Consider the following 14447-nt stretch of genomic DNA (forward strand, 5'->3'; position numbering starts at 1 on the left):
CAGAGCCTGTCAAGCGTTTATTTTGAAGTTTTTTGCGAGAAACTCGTTTAGCTTCAAACACTTGGCTCGCTGCGATCTCTCGTAGCGGGAGGCGAATCATACAGCGTTTAAAACCGCTGTCAACCACCACTTCACCGCTTGCGATCATTCGATCGTAGCTCTTTCAACTTCACCTTAACTATTTAACTCGTTGAATCTCAAGGAGTTTTTCGTTCCGATGTCGCTGGAAGTGGGGCGCATTATAAGGGGATTCGAAAGCGCGTCAACCCTTAATTTCAAGAAACTTTAATATCGCTGAAAAACAAAGCGGGGAGGCCTGTCGGCCTCCCCGCTTCTATATAGCTACACCATCAGACGATCACTCAGCCTTGAGGGTAACCCGGCCAAACGACTTCTTGCCCGCCTGGCACACGTGAGTGGCACCAAGAACAAAGATGAAGTCCTTGTCGACCACTGCACCATCAACCTTCACCGCACCACCACTCAGCAGGTCCCGCGCCTGCGCCGAGTTCTTCACCAGACCAGCCCGGTTCAGCACGGCAGCAATTGGCAAGTCTTCGGCCGCAGCCACTTCGATCTCCGGCAGATCTTCCGGCAGCTCACCTTCCTTCATGCGGTTACCCGCAGCGCGGTGAGCATTGGCCGCAGCCTCTTCACCATGGAAGCGCGCCACAATCTCTTCAGCCAGCTTGATCTTGATGTCACGCGGGTTGGCACCATTGGCAACATCGACACGGAACTGCTCGATCTCTTCCATCGAACGGAAGCTCAGCAGCTCGAAATAGCGCCACATCAAGGTATCCGGGATCGATACCAGCTTGCTGTACATCACCCCCGGCGCTTCCTGGATGCCAACATAGTTGCCCAGCGACTTGGACATCTTCTTCACACCATCGAGCCCCTCGAGCAGCGGCATGGTCACGATGTTCTGCGCTTCCTGGCCATAGGCACGCTGCAGCTCGCGCCCCATCAACAGGTTGAACTTCTGGTCGGTACCCCCCAGCTCGACGTCCGCCTTCAGCGCCACCGAGTCATAGCCTTGCACCAGCGGATAAAGGAACTCGTGAATGGCAATTGGCTGGTTGGTGGTATAGCGCTTGTCGAAGTCGTCGCGCTCCAGCATGCGCGCCACGGTGTACTGCGACGCCAGGCGAATGAAGTCGGCCGGGGTCAGCTTGTCCATCCAGGTAGAGTTGAACGCGACCTCGGTCTTGGCCGGATCGAGAATCTTGAACACCTGCTGCTTATAGGTCTCAGCATTGTCCAGAACCTGTTCACGGGTCAGCGGCGGGCGTGTGGCGCTCTTGCCGCTCGGGTCACCGATCATGCCGGTGAAGTCACCGATCAGGAAGATGACCTGGTGGCCCAGCTCCTGGAACTGGCGCAGCTTGTTGATCAACACCGTGTGACCCAGGTGCAGGTCAGGGGCGGTCGGGTCGAAGCCGGCCTTGATACGCAGAGGTTGGCCGCGCTTGAGCTTCTCCACCAGTTCCGACTCGACCAGTACTTCTTCCGCACCGCGCTTGATAAGCGCCAGCTGCTCTTCAACCGACTTCATAGACAAACCCGCAAGGCTCAGATTCAGGGGGAGCCAACCATACAAGATCGGCCGTCAATTACAAGTTTCGCAAAGGAATGTGACCCGGATACGGGGTTGCGGCGTCTACGCGCCCTTGCGTGAAAATGGATTTGGTTATATTTTATACAGTTATTTCATCTTCATCATGTCATTCATCTTTTCCATTTCACCTTTTTCAAAGTCACCTTGCCCATGACCAACGAACCGCCTAAAGCGCCCCCGCTTTATCCGAAGAGCCATCTGTTGGCCGCCAGCGGCATCGCCGCCCTGCTCAGCCTGGCTTTGCTGGTATTTCCCTCCAGCGAAGTGGAAGCCAAGAAAACCACCCTCAACCTCGAGCTGGAAAGCCCCGCCGAGCAGTTGAAAGACGAATCCCGCGCTGCGCCTCTGGTGCAGGCACAAGGTGAGCAAGGCTCGCCCTTCGCCCAGATCGAAGACGCTACCCCCGAGACCCAGAAGGCCGAACAGCAAGCCCCTGCCGCCGAGCCGGTCGCCGAAGCAGCCAAGGAACCTGGCCACCGCGAAGTCACCGTGGCCCGTGGCGACACGCTGTCCACCCTGTTTGCCAAGGTTGGCCTACCGGCCAATGCAGTGCATGACCTGCTGGCCAGCAACAAGCAGGCCAAGCAGTTCAGCCAGCTCAAGCACGGCCAGGTACTGCAGTTCGAACTCGACAAGGACGGCCAGTTGGCCAGCCTGCACAGCAAGGTCAGCAACCTCGAAACCATTCGCCTGACCAAGACCGCCAAGGGCTACACCTTCAACCGTGAAATCAGCAAGCCGGTCGTGCGTACCGCCTACGCCCATGGCGTGATCAAAAGCTCTCTGTCGGCTTCGGCCCAGCGCGCCGGCCTGTCTCACAGCATGACCATGGACATGGCCCGCGTGCTGGGTTACGACATCGACTTCGCCCAAGATATTCGCCCAGGCGATGAATTCGACGTGGTCTACGAGCAGAAGGTGATGGACGGCAAAGTCGTCGGCACCGGCAATATCCTGTCCGCCCGCTTCACCAACCGGGGCAAAACCTACACTGCCGTGCGCTACACCAACAAGCAGGGCAACACTACCTACTACACCGCCGACGGCAACAGCCTGCGCAAGGCATTCATCCGTACCCCGGTGGATTTTGCCCGCATCAGTTCGCGCTTCTCCGCCGGCCGCAAGCACCCGATCCTGAACAAGATCCGTGCCCACAAAGGCGTCGACTACGCCGCCCCACGCGGTACGCCAATCAAGGCAGCGGGTGACGGCCGCATCGAACTGGCCGGGCGCCGTGGCGGTTACGGCAACACCGTGATCATCCAGCACGGCAACCGTTACAAGACGCTGTACGGCCACATGCAGGGCTTTGCCAAAGGCATCAAGACCGGCAGCACCGTGAAACAGGGTCAGATCATTGGTTACATCGGCACCACTGGCCTGTCCACCGGCCCACACCTGCACTACGAGTTCCAGGTCAATGGCGTGCACGTCGACCCGCTGAGCCAGAAGGTACCGATGGCCGACCCGATCGCCAGGAACGAGCGCCAGCGCTTCCTGCAGCAGAGCCAGCCGCTGATCGCCCGCATGGATCAGGAAAAGGCCACCCTGCTCGCAGCGAACAAGCGCTAAGCCATGGCGCTCTACCTGGGGGTAATGTCCGGCACCAGCCTCGATGGCCTGGACCTTGCCCTGATCGAACAAGGCGAGCAGCCTGAACTGCTCGCCACGCACTACCTGCCCATGCCCGTCGACCTGCGCCAGGAACTGCTTGCGCTATGTAGCAGCGGCCCTGACGAGATCGCTCGTGCGGCTCTGGCGGAAAATCGCTGGGCCAACCTGGCAGGCGAAGGCATCCGCCAACTGCTGGCTCGCCAGGGCCTGCAGGCCGATGCCGTCCGCGCCATCGGCAGCCACGGCCAGACCATTCGCCACGAGCCTGCGCGCGGCTTTACCGTTCAGATCGGTAACCCGGCATTGCTCGCCGAGCTTACCGGCATCAGCGTGGTCGGCGACTTTCGCCGGCGCGATGTGGCGGCCGGTGGTCAAGGTGCGCCGCTGGTGCCGGCCTTCCACGAAACCCTTTTCGGCCATCTCGGCAAGCGTCTGGCAGTCTTGAACGTGGGCGGTTTCAGCAACCTCAGCCTGATCGAGCAAGACAAGCCGGTCCAAGGTTTCGACTGCGGCCCCGGTAACGTGTTGCTGGATGCCTGGATCGAGCGCAAGCACGGCCAGGCCTATGATGCCGATGGTGCCTGGGCAGCGTCTGGCGTGGTGCAGGCCGGCTTGCTCAGCGCATTGCTGGCCGACCCGTTCTTCGCCGGCAGCGGCCCGAAGAGCACGGGCCGCGAGGTATTCAACCTACCTTGGCTGGATGGCCACCTGGCTCGCCTGCCTGCCTACCGCGATGAGGATGTGCAGGCGACACTGCTTGAGCTGACCGCACGCAGCATCATCGACTCGCTGGTGAACGCCCAACAAGGCACCGAAGCACTGTTGGTATGTGGTGGCGGCGCACGCAACGGTGCGCTCATGGCCCGCCTCGGCCAGTTGCTGCCTGAAGCCCGCGTCACCAGCACTGGCGCCCACGGCGTTGACCCAGACTGGGTAGAGGCCATGGCTTTCGCCTGGCTGGCCCATTGCTGTCTGGAAGGCATCCCCGCCAACCGCCCCAGCGTCACTGCCGCCAAGGGCCTGCGCGTACTGGGCGCAATCTACCCGGCCTAACCGCTACGCCAAAAAGCAAAACGCCGCGCAATTGCGCGGCGTTTTCATATGGCCAGGCCTCAGATCGAGAACGAAGACCCGCAACCGCAAGTGGTCGCGGCATTCGGGTTCTTGATCACGAAACGCGAGCCTTCCAGGCCTTCCTGGTAGTCCACTTCAGCGCCGGCCAGGTACTGGAAGCTCATTGGGTCGACCACCAGCGACACGCCCTCACGCTCGACGACGGTGTCGTCTTCGGCCACATCCTCATCGAAAGTGAAGCCGTACTGGAAGCCCGAGCAACCGCCACCGGTCACGAACACCCGCAACTTCAGACGTTCATTGCCTTCCTCATTGACCAGGTTCTTCACTTTCTGGGCTGCCCCATGGGTGAATTCCAGACCGGTAGGGGTGAAGGTTTCGACGCTCATGTTGATTCTCCCGGCGCGGTAGCCGTCTTAAAACTCGATGACGCGCATTATCCGCTTCTCCGAGAAAATTGGTCAAGAATTGTGCGGCTTTAGTCGCGACATACAAAAAGGCCCGCACGACGCGGGCCTTTTCAAAGCAACGATGCTTACGGCAGCAGGCCAGCATGGGACAAGCCCATGCGCTCGTCCAAACCGAACAGGATGTTCAGGTTCTGCACCGCCTGGCCCGACGCGCCCTTAACCAGGTTGTCGATCACAGACAGCACCACCACCAGGTCACCACCCTGCGGGCGGTGAACGGCAATGCGGCAGACGTTGGCGCCGCGCACGCTACGGGTTTCCGGGTGGCTGCCCGCTGGCATCACGTCGACGAACGGCTCATCGGCGTAGCGCTTCTCGAACAGCGCCTGCAGGTCGACCGAAGTATCGACGACATTTGCGTACAGGGTGGCGTGGATACCACGGATCATCGGCGTCAGGTGCGGCACGAAGGTCAGACCGATGTCCTTGCCAGCGGCCAGGCGCAGGCCCTGGCTGATTTCCGGCAGGTGGCGATGCCCCTTGACCGCGTAGGCCTTCATGCTTTCGCCGGCTTCGCAGAACAGCGAACCCACTGCCGCACCACGGCCAGCGCCGCTGACACCCGACTTGCAGTCGGCGATCAGGCGCGACGGGTCGGCCAGGCCCGCTTCCAGCAGCGGCAGGAAGCCCAGCTGGGTGGCGGTCGGGTAGCAACCCGGCACTGCAATCAGGCGCGCCTGGCGGATCTTCTCGCGGTTGACTTCAGGCAGGCCGTACACCGCGTCCTTGAGCAGTTCTGGAGCACCGTGCGGCTGACCGTACCACTTGCCCCACTCGGTGGCATCCTGCAGGCGGAAGTCGGCCGACAGGTCGATCACCTTGGTGCCGGCTGCCAGCAGCTCACCGGCCAGTGCATGGGCAACACCGTGCGGGGTGGCGAAGAACACCACGTCACAGGCAGCCAGGGTCTTGCTGTCCGGCACGCTGAACGCCAGCCCGTCATAGTGGCCGCGCAGGTTCGGGTACATGTCCGCCACCGCCACGCCCGCCTCGGAGCGCGAAGTGATGACCGCCACTTCGGCCTGTGGATGCTGTGCCAGCAGACGCAACAGTTCGACGCCGGTGTAACCCGTGCCGCCGACGATACCGACCTTGATCATAACGCTTGCCCCTTATCAACGAGCCGTCTGGAAAGCGCACGATAATAGGGGCGCAAGGCGCCTGTAACAACTCTTCGGGTGACCCTTCGGGCGCTTGACCACTACTATCTGACGACCGTGAATACCTGAAGGAACTCCCTCCATGCTCTACCTATGGATCAAAGCGCTGCATATCGTCAGCGTGGTCTGCTGGTTCGCCGGCCTTTTCTACCTGCCCAGGCTGTTCGTCTACCACGCCCAAAGCCAGGACAGCATCAGCCAGGACCGCTTCGTGACCATGGAGCGCAAGCTGTACCGCGGCATCATGAACCCGGCGATGATCGCCACCTACGTGTTCGGCGCGTGGATGCTCTACCTCACCCCCGGCTGGCTGAGCCAGGGCTGGCTGCATGCCAAACTGACACTTGTCATCCTGCTGACCGGCTACCATCACGTGTGCGGGGCCCAGCGCAAACGCTTCGCCAGCGGTACCAACACCCGCAGCCACGTCTACTATCGCTGGTTCAACGAAGTGCCCGTGCTGTTCCTGCTGGGTATCGTAATTCTGGTGGTGGTCAAACCGTTCTGACATAGCCGCCCGCTCAAGGAGCCTTGCCATGTCGCTACCCGCCTCGCTCGAACAACGCCTGCGTCTACCCGTGGTCGCCGCACCGATGTTCCTGATTTCCAACCCCCAACTGGTGCTGGCCTGCTGTACCAGCGGCGTGGTGGGCAGCTTCCCGGCCCTGAACCAGCGTGACAGTGCCGGCTTCAAGGCCTGGCTGGAGGAGATCGAGGCAGGTCTTGCGCAAATGCATGCGCCCGCGCCCTACGCGGTCAATCTGATCGTGCACCCGACAAACCCGCGCCTGCAGGCTGACCTGGCGTTGTGCGTGGAACACCGCGTGCCGATCGTGATCACCAGCCTGGGCGCAGTGAAGGAAGTGGTCGATGCCGTGCACAGTTACGGTGGGCTGGTGTTCCACGATGTCACCACCCGCCGGCATGCCGAGAAGGCTGCTGAAGCAGGTGTCGACGGCCTGATTGCGGTCGCCGCTGGCGCGGGAGGCCACGCGGGGACCTGGAACCCCTTCGCCCTGGCCGCAGAGATACGCCAGTTCTTCGATAAAACCCTGCTGCTGGCCGGTTGCCTCAACCACGGCTACGAGATCCTGGCCGCGCAATTGCTGGGAGCAGACCTGGCGTACATGGGCACACGCTTCATTGCCACCACAGAAAGCCAGGCCCAGGATACCTACAAGCAGATGCTGCTCGATGCCCATGCTGCCGATATCATCCACACCCCAGCAGTGTCCGGCATCCCCGCCAGTTTCCTACGCCCGAGCCTGGAACAGGCCGGCTATGACATGAACGCCCTTAAGGGCGGCCACGAGCCCGGCAAGCTCAAGCCGATCGACGACGAAGCCAAAGCCTGGAAGACCGTATGGTCGGCAGGCCAGGGCGTTGGCGAAATACACGATCTGCCCAACGCCAGTGCATTGATCGAGCGGCTCCACAATGAGTACCGGGATGCCCTGAAGCGCTGCCAGGCCCTGCAAGCCCGCACCTTGTAGCAAAAGGCAACACCTTGCCCGGCCAAGCTGTACACTAGGCGCCCTCTTCCGCCCCCAGGAGCCTTGCATGACCCGTTACGCCATGATCACTGGTGCTTCCAGCGGCCTGGGCCTGGCCCTGGCGGAAGCCCTGGCACGGCGCGGGCGCAACCTGATCCTGGTGGCACGCCAGCGAGAAACGCTGGAACCGGTGGCCATCGAGCTGACCCAACGCTTTGGTGTCGAGGTACTGTTTCGCGCCTGCGACCTCAGCCAGCCGCTACGCCTGTCTGGCTTCGTGCTGGAGCTGGAAGAAGGCGAGCGGCGTATCGACCTGCTTGTAAACTGCGCCGGCCTGCGTACCTACGGGCCGTTCCTGGCCCATGAGTGGGCCGACGAGCAGGACCTGCTGGAGGTCAACGTACTGGCCATGAGCCGCCTGTGTCACGCCATCGGCAACCTGATGGCCGTACAGGGCGGCGGGCAGATCCTCAACGTCGCAGGCCTGGCCGGGGTCGCCCCTGGCCCATGGATGGCAGCCTATGCCGCCAGCAAGGCGTACGTACTGAGTTTTTCCCAGGCCCTGCGCGAAGAGCTCAAGCGCACCGGCATCAAGGTTTCGGTGCTATGCCCCGGCCCGGTCCGCTCCTCACGCCGGCGCATACCACGGCTCGATGGCAAACCACGCTGCCTAAGCCCCGAGGAAGTAGCGTTGTACACCGTGCGTGCGCTGGACAAGAACCGCGCACTGATCCTGCCCGGCCGGCGCAACCGCTGGCTGGCATTTGCCCCACGCCTGCTGCCACGCTGGCTGCTGCGCAAGCTGGCCGGGGCCATCCACCGTCGCTATTGCCCGGTCGGCATGAAATAGGCACTGGGCGAGCGGCACCCGGCTGAGTACACTCGGCCCGACCCTCACCATGGAGCAAGTGCTGTGGACGATCTTTTCCTCAAAATCATCAACCGGGAAATCCCGGCGGATATCATCTACGAAGACGACCAGATCCTGGCCTTCAAGGACATTGCACCCGCGGCACCGGTACATTTTCTGGTCATCCCGAAAAAGCACATCCGCACGCTCAATGACCTGACCGAAGAAGACAAGGCCCTGGCTGGCCACATCCTGTTCACCGCCCAGCGCCTGGCTGTCGAGCAGGGCTGCGAGGAAGGTTTCCGCGTGGTCATGAACTGCAACCCGAAAGGCGGCCAGACTGTCTACCACATCCATATGCATGTGCTTGGCCAGCGCCAGATGAACTGGCCACCGGGCTGATCCACGGCAAGCGACCCCGCCGCTATTGCGGTAAACTGTCGGGCACATTCTTGCGGAGGTGCCCGATGGCTACCGAACGTCACTACTCGCCGCTCGACCGCTTGTTGCTGCAGGCTGATACCGCCATGCGCACCTTGCTGCCCTTCAGCGGCCAACCCGCCCGGCCATCGCCGGCCATCGTCCAGCCAGACGTCGACCTCGACGAGCAGCAGACCCGCCACATCGCCGGGCTGATGCGCATCAACCACACCGGTGAAGTGTGCGCCCAGGCGCTGTACCAGGGCCAGGCCCTGACCGCCAAGCTGCCCGAAGTGCGCAAGGCCATGGAGCACGCCGCCGAGGAAGAAGTGGACCACCTGGCCTGGTGCGAGCAACGCATTCGCCAGCTGAACAGCCACCCGAGCGTGCTCAACCCCCTGTTCTACGGCATGTCGTTCGGCATCGGCGCGCTCGCCGGGCTGGTCAGCGACAAGGTCAGCCTAGGTTTCGTCGCCGCCACCGAGCACCAGGTGTGCAAGCACCTCGACGAGCACCTGGAGCAGATCCCTCACGAAGACGAAAAGTCCCGGGCCATTCTCGAACAGATGCGCATCGATGAGGAACAGCACGCCGAGTCCGCACTGGAAGCTGGCGGTTATCGCTTCCCTGCCCCGGTTCGCTTTGGCATGAGCCTGTTGGCCAAGGTCATGACCAAGAGCACCTACCGTATCTGAAGGCATCACCATGACGGATCGATTCGACGCCAAGGACCTGGCGCGCGCCGTGCAAGCCGGCATTCTCCAGCCGGGGCAGGAGCAGGCCCTGCTGGCTTTCCTGCGCCAGCAACCGGCCCAACGTGGCAGCTTCCAGCTGGCCCATGTCGCCTTCTACTTTGGCGCGATGCTGATCATGGCGGCCATGGGCTGGCTGCTCACCGAGGCGTGGATGCGCATCGGCGACTGGGCGCTGCTGGTCATTGCCAGCCTCTATATCCTGCTGCTTACGCTGTTCGCCGTTAACCTGCAACGGCGCGTACAGCCCATCGCGGCCGGGGTGTTGGCGGCGGTAGCCGTCAGCATCGTCCCGCTCGCGGTGTTCGCCATCGAACGCTTGGCCGGTTGGTGGCCGCTGGATGACGCACAGGTGGACTATCACCAGTACTACACCTACGTACAGGGCGGCTGGCTGGCGATGGAAGCAGCGACGGTAGTTGCCGGGCTGCTGATGCTGCGGCTGATCCCCTACCCGTTCATCGTCATGCCAATGGCCGTGGCCTTGTGGTTCATGTCCATGGATTTGAGCGAATGGTTCTTCGGCTCACCGTTCAGCTGGGAGCAACGTCGCGAGGTTTCGCTGTGGTTCGGGCTGGGTTTACTGGTGGTATTCCTGGTGATAGACGGTCGCACGCGAGAGGACTACGCCCGCTGGGGCTACCTGGCCGGGCTGGCGGCATTCTGGGGTGGGTTGACGCTGCTGGACAGCGGCAGTGAGTTGGGCAAGGCCATGTACTGCCTGATCAACATTTTGCTGATGGGGATGGCGGTGCTGTTGCGCCGGCCAGTGTTCATGGTGTTCGGGGCGCTGGGGGTGGCGGCTTACCTCGGGTATTTATCGTACGAGGTGTTTGCCGAATCGCTGCTGTTCCCGGTGGTGTTGACCCTGATCGGGTTGGGAGTTATCGGGTTGGGGCTGGTTTATCAGAAGCGGCGGGAGCGGTTGAGCCAAGTGATGCGAGGATGGTTGCCAGGGTGGGTGCAAGCTGCACTGCCGGCGCTTCGGCGCTGATATTGCCGGGGCTGCGATGGGCCGCAAAGCGGCCCCAAGATCTCAGCTTTAACCCAGCTCTACGATTTCATACCCATGGGTAATCTCAACCCCTGCACGCTCGAGCATGATCGAAGCCGAGCAGTACTTCTCCGCCGACAGCTCCACCGCCCGCTTGACCTGGGCTTCTTTCAACGCACGGCCTTTCACCACGAAATTCATGTGAATCTTGGTGAACACCTTCGGGTCTTCGCTGGCACGCTCGGCTTCCAGAAAGGCCTCGCAGCTTTCCACTGCCTGGCGCGATTTCTTCAGGATGCTCACCACGTCAAAGCTGCTGCAGCCACCCAGGCCCAACAGCAGCATTTCCATCGGGCGCACACCCAGGTTGCGGCCGCCGGCCTCGGGCGGGCCGTCCATCACGACGACATGGCCACTCCCCGATTCGCCGAGGAACATGGCCTCACCGGCCCACTGGATACGTGCCTTCATCTACCCGGACTCCTGATTTTCGGAAAAGGGTGTCAGCTTAGACCTTGTGCGCCTGTGGGAAAAGTACGAGAGGTGTCGGTTTAGTACCGAAACATCCTGTAGTGTCTGATAAGCTGGCGCCAAATGACTGGCGCTCGCCGCCAGCCAACCTCTATAAAAAGCCTATGCGTCGTATCGAACAGGATTTCGTGATGGTTGCCTCCGCCCTACCCGCCAAAATCAAGAATATCGACAAGCTGCTGGTGCACTGCCAGCGCCGCCGCTATACCGCCAAAAGCAACATCATCTGCGCCGGCGACCGGGCCGAGACACTGTCGTTCATCATCCAGGGTTCGGTGACCATCCTCATCGAAGACGACGATGGGCATGAAATGATCATTGCCTACCTCAACAATGGCGATTTCTTCGGCGAGCTGGGCCTGTTCGAACCCGTAGAAGGTGAACAGCAGCGCAGTGCCTGGGTACGGGCCAAGACCGAGTGCGAAGTGGCCGAGATCAGTTACGAGAAGTTTCGCGAACTGGCGCGCCAGGACCCGGAAATCCTCTACGCCCTCGGCAGCCAGATGGCCCAGCGCCTGCGCAACACCACGCGCAAAGTCGGCGACCTGGCCTTTTTCGACGTGACCGGGCGGGTTGCCCGCTGCCTGCTGGAGCTGTGCAAGCAGCCTGATGCCATGACCCACCCCGACGGCATGCAGATCAAGATTACCCGTCAGGAAATCGGCCGTATCGTCGGTTGCTCGCGGGAAATGGTCGGCCGCGTCCTCAAGGACCTTGAAGAGCGCAGCCTGGTGCAGGTCAAGGGCAAGACCATGGTCGTCTACGGTACCCGTTAGTCGTCGGGCAGGTCTGCCAGCACCTTGGCGTAGGCCTGTGACAGGCGCTCGAACCAGGGCGCCTCGGGTGCCACTTCATGCAAGGCGATGTGCGCGTCGGCGCGACAGCGTTGCTCCAGCTCGCAGCACTCATTGAAGCGGTTGACCGCCGCCACCATCGACTCACGTTCGTTGTCCAGCAGCAACGCACCGTGCACCAGCACCACCGGGCGTTTGCCGCCCAGCCCTTGGCGCCAGCGCTGGGCAGTGCCCACCAGCTTGCGGCCATTGAGGTTGACGTTGTAGCGGCCATCGCAGAACGCCCCGTCAATTTCCCCCACCGACGCTACCCCACCCCACTCGCGCAGCACATCGCACAGCGGCAGGCACAAACGTTCGTAGGCGTTCTCGATGCGGCCATGGTCACCTTCGCTGCGCGGGGCGACATAGACCAGTGCAACGTTCACGGTCGAATGCGACTGCGGTACCGGCTCGCCGCCCGTCTCACGCAGCAGCACCGGCCAGCCGGCAATCGCCAGCTCCGAGCAAGCGGCCTCGAAGTTGTCCAGACGGCTCATGCGCCGGGGCATGACCAGGGCATGGTCGGTGGGGCGCCAGAACAGCACGCCACTGTCGCGTTCGCCGCGGCACACGGCGGCCAGCAGTTCCTGTTCGGCGTGCAGGCCTTGTTCGACGGTCAGGGCCAGGGGGTGATCGGTCATTGATCCACCTTTGATATTGTTATTGATGGCCTCTCCGCGGCGGTCCGGCGCGAGAGACCATGACAGGCATACAAAAAAGCCGGCAAAAACGCCGGCTTCATTTATTCAGTCCAGTGGCTGAACAGTCTTCTTCACCTGCTCCGGGAAGAACAACCGCTGCAACTCCAACCCAGGCTGCTCGGCGCGCATGAACGCTTCGCCCACCAGGAACGAGTAAACCTCGTTGATCGCCATCAGCTCCACATCGGCCCGGTTGAGAATGCCACTCTCGGTAATTGCCAGGCGGTCACGCGGAATACGCGGCAGCAGGTCGAGGGTGGTTTCCAGGCTGACCTCGAAGGTATGCAGGTTGCGGTTGTTCACCCCCAACAGCGGCGTATCCAGGGTTTTCAGCGCGCGTTCCAGCTCATCACCGTCGTGCACTTCCACCAGCACGTCGAGGCCGACATCCTTGGCCGTAGCCGCCAGCTCGGCCATCTTCACGTCATCCAGTGCCGACACGATCAACAGCACACAGTCCGCACCCAAGGCGCGGGCTTCGACGATCTGGTAAGGGTCGACCATGAAGTCTTTACGGATAACCGGCAGCGATACCGCAGCGCGGGCCTGCTGCAGGTATTCATCGGCACCCTGGAAATAATCGACATCGGTCAGCACCGACAGGCAGGTAGCGCCGCCTTTCTCGTAGCTAACCGCGATTTCCGCCGGCACGAAATGCTCGCGGATCACGCCCTTGCTCGGCGAAGCCTTCTTGATTTCGGCAATCACGGCTGGCTGCTTGCGCTTGGCCTGCTCGATCAGCGCATTGGCGAAGCCACGCGGGGCATCGGTAGCTTTGGCCAGGCGTTCCAGCTCGGCAAGGCTAACGCGCGCGCTGCGCTCGGCCACTTCCTGGAACTTGCGGGCAATGATCCTTTCCAGCACCGTCGGCACACTCATGCTTCGTTCTCCACCTTGAATACTGCAGTAAAGGCACCCAGCTCCTGCAGCTTTTCCCAGGCCAGGCCGGTGTGCAGTACATCGTGGGCCAGTTCCACGCCTTGGGCCAGGGTCATCGCGTGATCGGCGGCATAGAGCGCAGCCCCCGCGTTGAGTACGATCATTTCAGCGGCCTTCTGGCCGTTTTCGGTCTTGCGCCGGCCCAGCGCATCGCGGATCAGCTCAAGCGACGCTTGCGGGTTCTCGACAGCCAGGCCATGCAGGCTCTGGCTCTTCATACCAAGGTCTTCCGGCTCGACCCAGTATTCAGTGATTTCGCCGTTCTTCAACTCGGCAACAAAAGTAGGCGCTGCCAGGCTGAACTCATCCAGGCCGTCCTTCGAATGCACCACCAGCACATGCTTGCTGCCCAGGCGTTGCAAAACCTCGGCCAACGGGCGGCACAGGGTCTGGGCGAACACGCCGACCACCTGGTGCTTCACTCCGGCCGGATTCGTAAGCGGGCCGAGCATGTTGAACAAGGTCCGCAGCCCCAGGTCGCGACGCGGGCCGGCAGCATGCTTCATGGCTGAATGATGGCTTTGCGCGAACATGAAGCCGATGCCTAAGCTGTCAATGCAGCGGGCCACCTGGGTGGGCGTCAGGTTCAGGTAGATACCGGCGGCTTCCAGCAGGTCGGCGCTACCGCTCTTGCCCGACACCGCGCGGTTACCGTGCTTGGCCACGGTGCAGCCCGCCGCCGCCAGGACGAACGACGAAGCGGTGGACACGTTGAAAATATTGGCGCCATCACCGCCGGTGCCGACAATGTCGACCACGCCATCGAGGCTTTTCAGTTCGACCTTGTCGGCCAGTTCACGCATGACCGAAACCGCACCGACAATTTCGTCGATGCTTTCGCTTTTCATGCGCATGCCCATCAGGAAGGCACCGATCTGCGCTTCAGTGCACTGGCCAGTCATGATCTGGCGCATCACATCGCGCATCTCTTCGGTAGTAAGGTCCAGCTGGCCGACGATACGGCTTAACGCGCTCTTGATATCCATGTTCGA

16 protein-coding genes are annotated in these 14447 nt (G+C 61.8%); 9 read left to right on the forward strand and 7 right to left on the reverse strand.

Annotation, left to right across the window (positions count from 1 at the left end; genetic code table 11):
• Window positions 1–358: 358 nt before the first annotated feature.
• On the reverse strand, window positions 359–1558 hold the full coding sequence (tyrS, locus tag ACF8R4_RS06030) for a tyrosine--tRNA ligase (protein ID WP_060501611.1): 1200 nt from the start codon (window positions 1556–1558) through the stop codon (window positions 359–361).
• 213 nt (window positions 1559–1771) lie between these two features.
• Here tyrS and ACF8R4_RS06035 point away from each other — a divergent pair, with 213 nt between their 5' ends.
• Window positions 1772–3193, forward strand: a complete 1422-nt coding sequence (locus ACF8R4_RS06035) for a peptidoglycan DD-metalloendopeptidase family protein (protein WP_105947264.1) — start codon at window positions 1772–1774, stop codon at window positions 3191–3193.
• A gap of 3 nt (window positions 3194–3196) precedes the next feature.
• Window positions 3197–4288 carry an anhydro-N-acetylmuramic acid kinase gene (locus tag ACF8R4_RS06040; RefSeq protein WP_060501614.1) on the forward strand — a complete coding sequence of 364 codons (1092 nt, stop codon included), beginning with the start codon at window positions 3197–3199 and terminating at the stop codon, window positions 4286–4288.
• Between the two features lie 59 nt (window positions 4289–4347).
• On the opposite strand, the gene erpA is transcribed toward ACF8R4_RS06040, so the two are convergent.
• Together erpA and argC are read right to left on the reverse strand one after the other, a co-directional pair.
• Entirely contained in the window at window positions 4348–4698 is a 351-nt protein-coding gene (gene erpA, locus ACF8R4_RS06045; protein WP_060501616.1) for an iron-sulfur cluster insertion protein ErpA, read from the reverse strand.
• A gap of 146 nt (window positions 4699–4844) precedes the next feature.
• Entirely contained in the window at window positions 4845–5879 is a 1035-nt protein-coding gene (gene argC / locus ACF8R4_RS06050) for an N-acetyl-gamma-glutamyl-phosphate reductase (protein ID WP_016715798.1), read from the reverse strand.
• Window positions 5880–6021: 142 nt separating this feature from the next.
• Here argC and hemJ point away from each other — a divergent pair, with 142 nt between their 5' ends.
• From hemJ to ACF8R4_RS06080, 6 genes are all read left to right on the forward strand, one after another.
• Window positions 6022–6447 carry a protoporphyrinogen oxidase HemJ gene (gene hemJ, locus ACF8R4_RS06055; protein WP_060501620.1) on the forward strand — a complete coding sequence of 142 codons (426 nt, stop codon included), beginning with the start codon at window positions 6022–6024 and terminating at the stop codon, window positions 6445–6447.
• A gap of 28 nt (window positions 6448–6475) precedes the next feature.
• Window positions 6476–7432: an NAD(P)H-dependent flavin oxidoreductase gene (locus ACF8R4_RS06060; protein ID WP_392491895.1), complete on the forward strand. Its 957-nt coding sequence runs from the start codon at window positions 6476–6478 to the stop codon at window positions 7430–7432.
• Between the two features lie 67 nt (window positions 7433–7499).
• Window positions 7500–8282, forward strand: coding sequence for an SDR family NAD(P)-dependent oxidoreductase (locus ACF8R4_RS06065; protein ID WP_392491897.1), 783 nt, complete (start codon window positions 7500–7502; stop codon window positions 8280–8282).
• 63 nt (window positions 8283–8345) lie between these two features.
• The gene (locus ACF8R4_RS06070) at window positions 8346–8684 is read left to right on the forward strand and encodes a histidine triad nucleotide-binding protein (RefSeq protein WP_003255518.1); all 339 of its coding nucleotides are present in this window, start codon (window positions 8346–8348) and stop codon (window positions 8682–8684) included.
• A gap of 65 nt (window positions 8685–8749) precedes the next feature.
• Window positions 8750–9397 carry a 2-polyprenyl-3-methyl-6-methoxy-1,4-benzoquinone monooxygenase gene (coq7, locus tag ACF8R4_RS06075; protein ID WP_016484635.1) on the forward strand — a complete coding sequence of 216 codons (648 nt, stop codon included), beginning with the start codon at window positions 8750–8752 and terminating at the stop codon, window positions 9395–9397.
• A 10-nt stretch (window positions 9398–9407) separates the two neighbouring features.
• On the forward strand, window positions 9408–10448 hold the full coding sequence (locus ACF8R4_RS06080) for a hypothetical protein (protein WP_060501624.1): 1041 nt from the start codon (window positions 9408–9410) through the stop codon (window positions 10446–10448).
• A gap of 48 nt (window positions 10449–10496) precedes the next feature.
• Here ACF8R4_RS06080 and ACF8R4_RS06085 read toward each other — a convergent pair whose 3' ends face one another.
• Window positions 10497–10919, reverse strand: a complete 423-nt coding sequence (locus ACF8R4_RS06085) for an OsmC family protein (RefSeq protein ID WP_016715792.1) — start codon at window positions 10917–10919, stop codon at window positions 10497–10499.
• A gap of 191 nt (window positions 10920–11110) precedes the next feature.
• Here ACF8R4_RS06085 and crp point away from each other — a divergent pair, with 191 nt between their 5' ends.
• Window positions 11111–11755: a cAMP-activated global transcriptional regulator CRP gene (gene crp / locus ACF8R4_RS06090; protein WP_060501625.1), complete on the forward strand. Its 645-nt coding sequence runs from the start codon at window positions 11111–11113 to the stop codon at window positions 11753–11755.
• Here crp and ACF8R4_RS06095 read toward each other — a convergent pair.
• The 3 genes from ACF8R4_RS06095 to trpD all read right to left on the reverse strand — a co-directional run bounded on the left by ACF8R4_RS06095 (window position 11752) and on the right by trpD (window position 14441).
• Window positions 11752–12456: a lipoate--protein ligase family protein gene (locus ACF8R4_RS06095; protein WP_060501626.1), complete on the reverse strand. Its 705-nt coding sequence runs from the start codon at window positions 12454–12456 to the stop codon at window positions 11752–11754. The genes crp and ACF8R4_RS06095 overlap by 4 nt on opposite strands.
• A gap of 105 nt (window positions 12457–12561) precedes the next feature.
• On the reverse strand, window positions 12562–13395 hold the full coding sequence (trpC, locus tag ACF8R4_RS06100) for an indole-3-glycerol phosphate synthase TrpC (RefSeq protein ID WP_060499050.1): 834 nt from the start codon (window positions 13393–13395) through the stop codon (window positions 12562–12564).
• Entirely contained in the window at window positions 13392–14441 is a 1050-nt protein-coding gene (gene trpD, locus ACF8R4_RS06105) for an anthranilate phosphoribosyltransferase (protein ID WP_019097608.1), read from the reverse strand. The genes trpC and trpD overlap by 4 nt, the downstream gene beginning before the upstream one ends.
• Window positions 14442–14447: the final 6 nt, after the last annotated feature.

The sequence above is a fragment of the Pseudomonas sp. FYR_2 genome (genome assembly GCF_043106425.1).
Taxonomy (GTDB): Bacteria; Pseudomonadota; Gammaproteobacteria; order Pseudomonadales; family Pseudomonadaceae; genus Aquipseudomonas; species Aquipseudomonas monteilii.